Annotated in this window: 3 protein-coding genes; all 3 read right to left on the bottom strand. The window is 78.2% G+C overall.

The window, feature by feature from the left end; all coding sequences use genetic code 11:
• Positions 1 to 1194: RNA polymerase sigma factor (locus tag Q7T67_RS20185; protein ID WP_304794223.1), on the bottom strand; the 1194-nt coding region annotated here is incomplete at its 3' end.
• A gap of 115 nt (positions 1195 to 1309) precedes the next feature.
• Positions 1310 to 2386 (bottom strand): hypothetical protein, encoded by a 1077-nt coding sequence (locus Q7T67_RS20190; protein WP_304794227.1) that lies wholly within the window; start codon positions 2384 to 2386, stop codon positions 1310 to 1312.
• Positions 2387 to 2511: 125 nt separating this feature from the next.
• The gene (locus Q7T67_RS20195) at positions 2512 to 3150 is read right to left on the bottom strand and encodes a TetR/AcrR family transcriptional regulator (protein WP_304794230.1); all 639 of its coding nucleotides are present in this window, start codon (positions 3148 to 3150) and stop codon (positions 2512 to 2514) included.
• Between the last annotated feature and the right edge of the window lie 149 nt (positions 3151 to 3299).

Genomic DNA, 3299 nt, shown 5'->3' on the forward strand with positions numbered 1-3299 from the left:
CCGGGCGGCGGCACGGCGGCGGGCCTCGGCCCGGCGTTCCGCCGCCCGCCGGTCGGACGCGCGCTCCCGGGCCAGCGCCTCGCGCCGGTCCGCCGACGACCACGAGGCCACGACCTGCGACAGCGACGAACGCGCCGCGGCGACCGGCGTGGCGGAGACCGTCCCGCCCGCCGGCGCCGCCGGCCCCGCCGGGGCCGCGGTGGGCCGCACCACACCCGCGCGGCGATCGTCCCCGCGAGCGGGCGGGTCGTCCCCGCCCGCCGTCCCCGCCACGACGCCCACGCCGAGCGCCGCCACGGCGAGCCCGGTCGTCAGCGCGAGCCCGGCCTCGGTGACCGCACCGGCACCGGCGGGCAGGACGAGCGCCAGCCGGTCTGCCACGACCTCGCCAACCCGCGTGCGGAAGGGCGACGGCGCGCCGCCCGCCGCGGGACCGCGCCCGGCCCACGGGAGCCAGGCGACGACGATCGGCGGCAGCACGCTCCAGCGACCGCCACGTGCTCGCCGCAGCCGGCCCCGGCAGCCGGCGCAGCGGCGCAGGTGCGGGCGGAGCTCCTGCAGGTCCGCCGGCGATGCGTCACCCGCCGCGAGGCGGTCGATCCGCGGGCCGGCCGCCGCGCAGCCCTCCCCCAGGGCGATGCCCGTGAGGGCCTTGCGCAGGCGGGCGCGGCCCTCGGTGATGTTGCGGTTGACCTTCGTCCGGGTCCAGGAGAGCTCCTCCGCGATCTCGTCGTAGCTGCGGCCCTCCGCCTGCATCCAGAGCGCCAGGCGCTCCTGCGGCTTCAGCCGCGCCAGCGCCTCACGGGCGAGGGCGACGTCCTCCTCGCGCGCCGCGAGGTCGGCGGGCCCGTCGCCGAGGTGGATCAACCGGTGGTCGTCCTCGTCGATCGCGCCTGTGCGGACCCGGCGCTCCCGCACCCGCAGCGCCTCGCGACGGGCGACGACGGCGAGCCAGCCGGCGACGGTCTCGGGGTCGACGCGGTGCTGGTGCCGCAGGAAGCGCTCGGCGGTCGCCTGGACGGCGTCGTGGGCGTCGTCGTCGCAGAGCGAGACGCGACGGGCGCTCGTGTACATGACGCCCTCGTGCTCGGTCAGGGCACGGGCCGGGTCCAGCCCCGGTCGGGGGAGCGGTCTCGGCGGGACGACCGGCCGTTCGGGGGCTCGGGGCAGGTCTGGCGGCTGGGCTTCGGGCATGGGGCGGAGCCGGAGGAGGGCGGCTCACCCGGAGGACCCTCGGACCCGCATCAAATCACCCCCCTGATCGTGACGCCACACCGCGCGCACGACGTACGCCGGTGGCGCCCGGGGGTCAGCCCTCGATCGTGCCGCCGGCGGCGGGCTGCTCCTCCGTCTGCAGCCCGAGCTCGGCGGCCATCAGCGCGACCTCGTCGGCGTCGGGCTCGCACGGGACGCCGCCCTGCAGGTACCCGAGCGGGACGGAGGGCCCGGGGCGCAGGTCCCAGTTGCGCAGACCGAGATCGAACGCCGCCACCGGCACGCCCACGGCCCGTGCGAAGGCGCCGAAGCGCCGCTGCAGCAGCACGGCGTCGCCGGTCAGGAACGCCCGCTTGGCGGACACGGAGACCGGGTCGCGGCCGGCGTCCAGCAGGAGCGACCACGGGGCCGCGTCCAGCAGCCCGACGGCGCCGAGCGACACGAGGAACTCGAAGCGGGCGTCCCGTCCGAGGCCCGGCAGCGCGAGGGCGCGGTAGGCCGCGTCGAACCGCCGGGCGGGGTCGGTGCCGCCGGCCGAGAGCCCGGCCAGCTGCCCGCCGACCCGGGCGGCCCAGTCGCGATAGCCCTGGAGCGTCGCGGTCCCCCGGTCGTGCGCGTGGGCCCCGCGCGGGCCGACCGCGACGTCGCGCAGCGCGTCGGCGGCCGGCAGCGCGTCGTCGCGCCGGACGAGCAGGCGGTCGATCTCGCGGAACGGCTCGTCGCCCTCGAGCGGCCCGTAGTACGCGACCTGGAAGAGGATCCAGGCGGCCTCCTCGCGGTCGTCCGTCTCGCCCCCGGCGAGCGCGCGCGCCGTCGCGTAGGGCCCGGGCGCGTCCGTGGCCATCCGGTCCAGGCGGACCCGGGCACGGGACAGGTGCGAGAGCAGGTCGAGCGCCTCGCCGCTGGAGCGCAGGCCGGGGAGCAGGTCGTGGCTCCAGCCGTCCTCGGCGTGGCGGGTCAGCTTCTTGACGCGCACGCCCGACGCGGCGGGACGGCGGGCACCGACCGCACCCGCGGCCGCGGTGCGCGACACGGCGCGTGAGCCGGCGGCCCGGCTGGAGCTCGTGATCTTCGGGTTGCGGGCCTTCTTGCCCGCGGCCTCCCGCGCGCGGCGCTTCTCCCCGAGACAGACGATGCAGCGGTCTTCACGGCGACCATGACGGCAGAACACCCACCGAGTGTAGGTCAGCGGGGACGGCCGTCCGTGGCCGGCTCCGCCCCTGGTCGCCGACCGTCGCGGCGCCGCCGTGGGCGCCCGCCCCGCGTACGCCGACCGCGCACGAGGCCCACGGCCGCTCAGCGCTCGGCGCGGCCCAGGATCCCGTCGACCAGCAGCGCCCGCAGGACGCCGAGAGCGACCGCCGGATCCTCGCCCCCGCGCTCCGCGAACCGCATCGCGATGTCCATCCCCGCCCCCATCACCCCGGACGCGAGCAGCTCGGTGTCGAGGTCCGCGCCGCCGACGTCGGCCAGCAGGCGGTCGAGGTCCTCGCGGAAGCTCGCGACGACGTGGGTCATGACGTCGCCGGCCGCGTAGGCGCGGATCGTCCCGGCGTTGCGCCGGAACATCGCCAGCAGGTCCTGGCGCTCCATGAGCAGGCCGAAGTACGCCGCCGCCCCGAGCTCGACGGCCTCGCGCGGCGTCGTCGCCGCCTGCCGGGCCTCGGTCATCCGCCGGTCCGCCTCGGCCACGTGCTCGCCGACGAACTCCGCCAGGATCGCGTCCTTGTCGGCGAAGTAGTTGTAGAAGGTGCCCGAGGCCAGGGACGTGCGCCGGACGATGTCGCGCACCGTCGTCGCGCCGAAGCCGAGCTCGGAGAACGCCTCGATGGCCGCGGCCCGGATCTCCTCGCGGTTGGCGGCCTTGGTGGCCTCCCGCTTGCCGAGGGGTGGCGCGGCGGCGTCGATCGTGGCGGGCAGGGGGACGTCGGTCATCGGCGGGACCCCAGCCTAGTGCCCGGGGTGGCGGCGCGGTGCTCGACGACGGGGTCGGGGGCGGCCCGCCGCGGACGACGGCCCGCCGCCGTCACCGGCGGGTGCCCCGGGCGCCCGCGGACGCGCCGCGTCCCGCCCGCCGGTCGCCG

This window comes from Patulibacter sp., from assembly GCF_030655195.1.
Taxonomy (GTDB): Bacteria; Actinomycetota; Thermoleophilia; order Solirubrobacterales; family Solirubrobacteraceae; genus Patulibacter.